Below are 7,288 nucleotides of genomic sequence, written 5' to 3'. Positions count from 1 at the left end.
CTCCAATGGTCGGCACTTTTTGAGGTCAAAAAAGTCTAAAAGCCTTATCCAACAAGGTTTTTAGATTTATTCAGCAATCCCTACTTAATATTTCTTAAAAACTTTCTTCATCTTTCTTCATCTTTCTTCAAGGAAATCAAATAAAAAGTAAGACAAGTTTATACAAAAAAGATGGCTTTTGGGGTTATATTTCTAGTTACTTTCAGTTTTATTAGCACAAACTGACGGCTATGAGTTATTGATTATACAGTTCCGAGGGGGAGCTATGCCAGTTCAAGTCACTTATCCTGGTGTTTATATTCAAGAATTACCCAGTGGACGACATACCATCACTGGGGTTGCTACTTCGATTACCGCTTTTGTCGGACGAGCCTTGTACGGACCCGTTGAAGAGCCTATTACTATTTTTAGCTTTGGGGATTATCAGCGTTTTTTTGGGGGATTAGCCTATGATTTTCCCATGAGTTATGCCGTTCAAGACTTTTTTCTTAATGGGGGTTCTCAAGCTGTAATTGTGCGCTTATTTGAACCAAAAACAACATTAGATGAGTGGAATACAAATGCTAATAATGCTGCACAAGCGGTTAAAAAAGCAGCAGACGGAGTTACTGGTGAAGATAAAAAGGCAACAGTTGATGCTGTTCAAGGAGAAGCTAACAAGCAGACAGAAGAACCGGGTAAAACGGTCGCAACCAGTTTGCTGACAATCGCTCAGAATGCAAAGAAAACTGATGGAACAGATCCTGACGCATCGGCTGTTAAAACAGCCATTGACAATGCTATCACGAATAACACTTACACGACTCCTCCATATCCATATCCAACAGCAACTCTAAAGGTTACTGCTGTTGCCCCTATCAAAGCGGCTTTAACCCCAATTCAAGCAGCGATCGATGCTCTTTTTGGTGATGATGGCAAGGAAGAAGCTTCAGGTTTAACAGTTTCAAAACTTATTACTGCCGCTACAAATGCGGCTAATTCAGTCAGTGGTTCTGATAACAAAAAGATCGCTCAACAGGTTGCTGCTGAAGTGAAGGGGAACAGTCTTAAAGCAGCTTTGGATGCAGCAATACAAGCTTTAATTGGAAATGATATACTCACAAAAATCGCACCTTATCCAGAAGTTAAGACAGCCCTAAAAACTATCTTAGGGTCTTCACAATCTGGATTTCAAGCTGCACTAGATAGTATTTTTGATACTGATGGGAAAAAATTCAATTCTACTCCACCAACAGTTGCAGATGTCAGTAAAAAACTCGAAAACATAAGCTCTATAAAAGATGTTGTTGATGCAGCAGCAACAAACCAAACAGTCAAAGGGTTATTTGATGCAGTTCTTGCGGCGATTCCTGTTGCTGCTGCTGCTGCCGTTCCTGCCGAGCAAATTCTCACCCTAGAAGCCGCTAACCCCGGAACATGGGGAACTAGATTAACAGCCACTGTTAATATACAAGGCATTACCGATAAAGTTGCCGAAAATTTTGCCAGTTATGGCTTGAACAAAAACGATCTATTTAATTTAACGGTTCAGGTCACTTACCCCAATGGAACAACCGATTTTGAGCAATTTACCAATGTTACCATCAAGACGACGACCCCCCCTTCACCCAACCGACTGGATCTAGTTTTAAATCATGAATCCCGACTCGTTCGAGTTGATAGCTCAAAGCTTCCCTCAATAACGCCACCCGGTGGGGCAACCTCTCAAGTAGCAGGAGGAGATAATGGAAAGAATCTATCCGTAGAAACCTATACTGGAGATCAAGATCAAAGAACAGGAATCTATGCCCTAGAAAAAATAGAACTGTTTAACATTATGTGCATTCCCCCTGATCAACGAATAGCGGGGAACGATATTGATCCCCTAGTTTATACTGAAGCATTAAACTATTGCTTTGAACGACGGGCGATGTTAATTGTCGATCCGCCGACGACATGGCTAGGAGAGGTAAAAAATGGCAATATCAGCCAGTTACAACCCACTGATGTCGGGATAGAAGGGCCAGAAACCATTAATGCTGCGGTTTATTTCCCTCGTGTGATCAAGGAAGATCCCATGATGAAAAACCAATTAGACACCTTTTCAGCCTGTGGCATTATTGCCGGAATTTATGCCGCTACCGATGTGACACGAGGAGTCTGGAAAGCTCCGGCTGGATTAGATGCAGGCATCTTGGGGATCAATAGTTTAGAATTAAAACTCACCGATCAACAAAATGGTGTACTCAACCCCTTGGGGATTAACTGCTTGCGAACTTTTCCCATTGTCGGGTCAGTGGTTTGGGGCGATCGCACCTTACGGGGAGCAGATATACTTGATAGTGACTATAAATATGTTTCCGTGCGAAGATTGACCCTTTATATTGAAGAGAGCCTCTATCAAGGCACAAAATGGGCTGTTTTCGAGCCGAATAATGAAAACCTCTGGTCAGCCTTGAGATTAAGCGTCGGTAGCTTTATGGAGTCTCTTTCGCGCCAAGGAGCATTTTACAGTTATCAAGTGGTCTGTGATAAAACCACAACCACTCAAAGAGACATCGACCTAGGAATTGTTAATGTTCTCGTTCAATTTGCCCCAGTCAAACCCGCCGAGTTTGTTGTGATCCAAATCCAACAACAGGCTGGTCAAACAACCTAATAATTGAGGGTTGTATCAGTAATTAAAGAAAAAATCCCTCAACTTTTCATTAGTTTTTCAGGAGAATTTCATGCCAGCGCCACAATTTAAAGTTAATACCTATCGCTATGACCCTTACAAAAATTTCCGATTTCGGGTCAAGTGGGATAATACTTATGTTGCCGGAGTCAATAATGTGACCAATTTAATGCGTACTACAGAGGTCGTCAGATTTCGCTATGGGGGAGATCCCAGTACCCCCCGTCCTTCACCCGGACAAACAGAATATGGTCCAATTACCCTCAGACAAGGTGTCACCCATGATGTAACCTTTGAACAATGGGCGAATAAAGTTTGGGACTATAGTAATTCTACCAAAGGACCCGATCAATCTAATCAAATTGTTTCCCTCAAAGATTTTCGTAAAGATATTATCATCGAACTTTACAACGAAGCTGGACAAAAAGTCATTGCTTATAATGTCTATCGCTGTTGGGTATCAGAGTATGTCGCCTTATCAGATTTAGACTCGTTGGGGAATGAATTTGCTTTTCAAAGCATAACTTTACAAAATGAAGGTTGGGAACGGGATTATAACGTTAAAGAACCTACTGAGGGTAGCTTTGTTCTGCCTGCTAGTTGATTTGTATCTCTAAATCACCCAATCATTTTGTGTTTGGTTAATCGTTTATGATATCTGCTTTTGATTTAGTGAGAGTATGGGAGTTAGGAGAGGGACAACCACTGTGGTATCGGGGGTTGCTCCTCTTAGCTCTAGCGCAACCACAGCAAACCCTTGAAGAACTTTGTCAGTTTACGATTGGCCAACGCAATCGCTGTTTATTTACTCTATATCAGCAGTTATTAGGAACAAACCTACAAGCGGCGGTTCAATGCCCACAATGCTCTGAGATGTTAGAATTTACTTTTAATGTGGCGGAACTTGGTATCGTCTCTGAAACAGAGATCAAGACAAGTTATACAATTGAGAATAATGGAATTGAGTTAACCTTTCGGTTATTAAATAGTAAAGATTTAGCGGCCATTTCTCAAAGTTCCAATTTAGAAGAAGCCCGTCAACAATTAATCCGTCGCAGTCTTATTAAAGCAACCCAAGATGGTCAAGAAATAAAGAATGAACAATTAACAACAACAACCATTCAAATTTTAGGAGAAGCGATCGTTGATTGTGATCCTCAGTCCGAATTATTATTGAATTTAGATTGTCCTAATTGTCGCAATGCTTGGTCAGATCAATTTGATATTGTCGCTTTTCTCTGGTCGGAAATCAGCACTCAAGCAAAAAGTCTCTTAGAGGAGGTTCATTTATTGGCACAAGCTTATGGTTGGACAGAAGAGACTATCTTAGGAATGACTATCAAAAGACGTAAATATTATCTAGGAAGAATCGAGCAATGAGCGATTTTTTTGGGCGATTAGCCGAACATTCTTTAGGGTATAAAGCGACTATTTTACCTCCACTGACACCTAAGTTTTCAGCCCACAGAGAATTAATGAACGAGGCTAGAGAAACAATTTTATGGGAAGATTCTTGGAAGAGTTTTAATCATTCTAACAGGGAAGATAGTTGGTCAAAACAAAAGAAACTGCTAAACCCTATTTTTCAATCTGTTGAGGGGACAATCTGACCCAGAAGCATAAATAAGCATTATGAGCAACTATTTAGCGATCGCAACAGTTACCGCCACCTTTCGGGATTTAATCGCCCAAGCGATTCAGCAAGTCCCTGACCTATCCGCAGCACCGACAGTTACAACAGGTCGTCCTCAAGCTCCTGAACCCGGTTTTGTCGGGGTTAACCTCTATCTTTATAGAGTAGAAGCAAATGCAACTCTTCGCAACCGATCTTTCCCCATACCCCACACAGAATCGGAAGGTTCATTAGTTGATCGCTGGCAAAATGCCCTCAATTTAGATTACTTGTTGACCTTTTATGGTAAAGGACAACAGCAAGAACCAGAAAGGTTAATGGGAGGGATGATAGCCGCATTGACAGAAACCCCAATTCTTAAACCAGAATTAATTCGTCAAACTATTAGCACAACTGGAAGTGATAGTTATTTGGCCGCTTCAGATTTAGCTAACCAAATTGAAACAGTCAAATTGACACCTATCTATTTAAATTTAGAAGAACTATCTAAATTATGGACTGTATTTTTTCAAGTTACTCATAACTTATCTATAGCTTATCAAGCTTCTGTCGTGCTGATTGATTCTGGGGAAAAAATTCTCTTGAAGACAGTGAAGAAAGTTGAGGGAACAGTTACATCTACCAAAAAAAGCACCAGAAAAACCAGAAAAACGATCTAATCACGATGACCCAAAATCGCCTTTACGAATTATTACCTATTTTTTATCGACAACGAGATTTAGATCAGGGTTTTCCTCTGCTTGCCTTCCTAAATATTATGGAGTTAGAGTTAAACATCCTTGAACAAAATATCGAGGAGCTTTATAGTAATTGGTTTATTGAAACTTGTGAAGATTGGGTTATTCCCTATTTAGCTACACTGATAGGAACTAAATTTTCAGATCAAACTCGCCATCTTTTGGGTACTGCTCGTTTACAAGTAGCTAATACTTTACGAAATCGTCGTCGCAAAGGAACATTAAAATCCCTAGAGAATGTTATTTATGAATCAACAAACTTACCAGCAAAAATTATTCCTTATTTTGTTAAGTTATCAATCACACAAAACTTAGAGAATATAAATCTCGACAGGGGAAAAACCTTAGATTTACATTCTTTAAATAACTTAGAATTAATCAATACAATAAATGATCCCTTTGCTCACACCATAGATATTTCTGTCGGCGGTAGTAATCCTTTATTAATGAGTAATTTGGAAATTATTGCCCATAAAAAATATAATATCTATAATATCGGAATTTTTCTCTATCCATTGCGGAGTTTTTTCATTCAGTTCGCTCAAGCACGTCATATTCAAGACAATTGTTATACCTTTAATCCCTTAGGAATTGATAGTCCTTTATTTAAACCACCATCGAATAATCAAGATAATCAAACTTCTGTTAATAATAGCTTACCCATTCCCTTAACTCCGTCTGATCTACAGCATCTAACTAAACCTAATACTGTCTCAGAAATTCTTGTCAATGGTTTGATTGATCGGCCTCCATTACAAATTTTTATTTTTCTCGATAATGGTTCTGTTATTGATGTTAATAATGATCCGAATTTAACCTTGCAAGTTACCGATTTAAGTAAATGGCCAAATCTTCAGGAAATAGATAATTCAATCTGTGTTGATCTTAAATGTGGACGGATGGTTTTACCTGCTAATCTTAAAGTCAACAAAGTTTTGGTTAATTATGCCTATGGATTTAGTGCTGAGATTGGTGGAGGTTCTTATTCTCGTCGTCAAACTTTATCGAACGTCCGTGGGATTTGGCAAGGAGACGTTTCACAATTAATGACTGATGCTCCTAGGGATAAAAATTCTTTTTCTTCCTTAACCGAAGCAATTCAAGCATGGAGTCAAAGTGATCTACCCGGAATAATATCAATTTCTGATAATTGTATTTACAATCTTGAGGAAGATTCTAACTTTGCGATTATTCAAGAGGTTTTTGTCGAACGTCAAACTCCCTTCAGTTTAACTATTGAAGCAGCCGATGGTTGTCGTCCTTGCTTATTAGGAAATTTGAATATTATTGGTAGATATTCTGGTTCTAAATTGGTACTGAATGGTTTATGGTTAAACGGGACGATCTCAGTAGCAGGAAAATTACAGTTGGTAATTTGTCATTGCACGGTATGGAATAAAAAAGCAGCCATTAAAACGCTAGAATTATCTGAAAATATTGATGTCAATTTAGAGGTTAGAATCGCTCATAGCATTCTTAGTTCAATATATCTGTTCTCAGATAACACGGTTTTAGATATCCACAATAGTATTATTGATGGAAGTAATGACAGAAATCAATATGCGATTGCTTCTAATAAGCACTTAAACAAAAGTATTTACACAAACTGTTTTCTGAAACTTTTACAATACAAGGCTTTTAGCTTTTGGTGGTGTCTAATTAATTTAGTTGATTCAATTAATTCCGAAGTGGACAATAATTGGGGACCCGAAACCAAGATAGAACAGACAACGGTTATAGGACGCACCAAAATTACTATGATTATTGCTGCTAATTCAGTCATTTTTACCGAGCCAATTCTTGTACAGAAACGGCAAGAAGGTTATATTTCTTTCAGTTATGTTCCCTCTAAATCTAAAACACCATCACAGTATCGATGTCAACCCGATTATTCAGATTCACGATCAGAATTATTACAACCCTTTTTTGTTTCACGGATTTATGGTAATCCAGGGTATGCACAACTTAGTTATATGACACCTATTGAAATCTTCAGGGGTGCTGAAAATGGCTCACAAATGGGGATTTTAGGCAATCTGTCCCTTTCTGAAAAGTTAACTAATCTACAGGCTGTCTTTCAGGATAATTTTCCGGCAATAAATACCTGACGGACGATATGGCTAAACAGCTTGCTGTATAATGACCAGAGCCAATTGCCTCCTCTGATAAAAAGGACAATCGAATCAAAGAATTGGGGACTTGCATCAGATACGCAGATGATTGTGTGTACATCTTAAAACCAAATGATGATAGGGATAAGTT

The 7,288-nt window shown here is 38.7% G+C and carries 6 protein-coding genes; all 6 read left to right on the top strand.

Features of this window, described 5'->3' with window-relative positions; all coding sequences use genetic code 11:
- Positions 1-265: 265 nt before the first annotated feature.
- Entirely contained in the window at positions 266-2,638 is a 2,373-nt protein-coding gene (locus tag IQ242_RS12090; protein ID WP_193960138.1) for a phage tail sheath C-terminal domain-containing protein, read from the top strand.
- Between the two features lie 70 nt (positions 2,639-2,708).
- Complete coding sequence (locus tag IQ242_RS12085) at positions 2,709-3,260, top strand: phage tail protein (RefSeq protein ID WP_008198641.1); 552 nt, start codon at positions 2,709-2,711, stop codon at positions 3,258-3,260.
- Between the two features lie 47 nt (positions 3,261-3,307).
- On the top strand, positions 3,308-4,036 hold the full coding sequence (locus IQ242_RS12080; RefSeq protein WP_193960137.1) for a phage baseplate protein: 729 nt from the start codon (positions 3,308-3,310) through the stop codon (positions 4,034-4,036).
- Positions 4,033-4,266, top strand: coding sequence for a hypothetical protein (locus tag IQ242_RS12075; RefSeq protein ID WP_008198637.1), 234 nt, complete (start codon positions 4,033-4,035; stop codon positions 4,264-4,266). Before IQ242_RS12080 ends, IQ242_RS12075 begins: the two co-directional genes overlap by 4 nt.
- 22 nt (positions 4,267-4,288) lie before the next feature.
- Positions 4,289-4,948, top strand: a complete 660-nt coding sequence (locus IQ242_RS12070) for a DUF4255 domain-containing protein (RefSeq protein ID WP_193960136.1) — start codon at positions 4,289-4,291, stop codon at positions 4,946-4,948.
- Between the two features lie 5 nt (positions 4,949-4,953).
- A complete protein-coding gene (locus IQ242_RS12065; protein ID WP_193960135.1) occupies positions 4,954-7,134 on the top strand; it encodes a hypothetical protein in 2,181 nt (726 codons plus the stop codon).
- Positions 7,135-7,288: the final 154 nt, after the last annotated feature.

Source organism: Microcystis sp. LEGE 08355 (assembly GCF_015207185.1).
Taxonomy (GTDB): domain Bacteria; phylum Cyanobacteriota; class Cyanobacteriia; order Cyanobacteriales; family Microcystaceae; genus Microcystis; species Microcystis panniformis.
The sequence above is the reverse complement of the archived record's forward strand: the minus strand, read 5'-3'. Positions and strand labels throughout refer to the sequence as shown.

Coding starts and splice junctions, on each gene's coding strand:
- IQ242_RS12075 (WP_008198637.1), top strand. CDS start 4,033: ATGAGCGATTTTTTTGGGCGATTAGCCGAACATTCTTTAGGGTATAAA.
- IQ242_RS12090 (WP_193960138.1), top strand. CDS start 266: ATGCCAGTTCAAGTCACTTATCCTGGTGTTTATATTCAAGAATTACCC.
- IQ242_RS12080 (WP_193960137.1), top strand. CDS start 3,308: ATGATATCTGCTTTTGATTTAGTGAGAGTATGGGAGTTAGGAGAGGGA.
- IQ242_RS12065 (WP_193960135.1), top strand. CDS start 4,954: ATGACCCAAAATCGCCTTTACGAATTATTACCTATTTTTTATCGACAA.
- IQ242_RS12085 (WP_008198641.1), top strand. CDS start 2,709: ATGCCAGCGCCACAATTTAAAGTTAATACCTATCGCTATGACCCTTAC.
- IQ242_RS12070 (WP_193960136.1), top strand. CDS start 4,289: ATGAGCAACTATTTAGCGATCGCAACAGTTACCGCCACCTTTCGGGAT.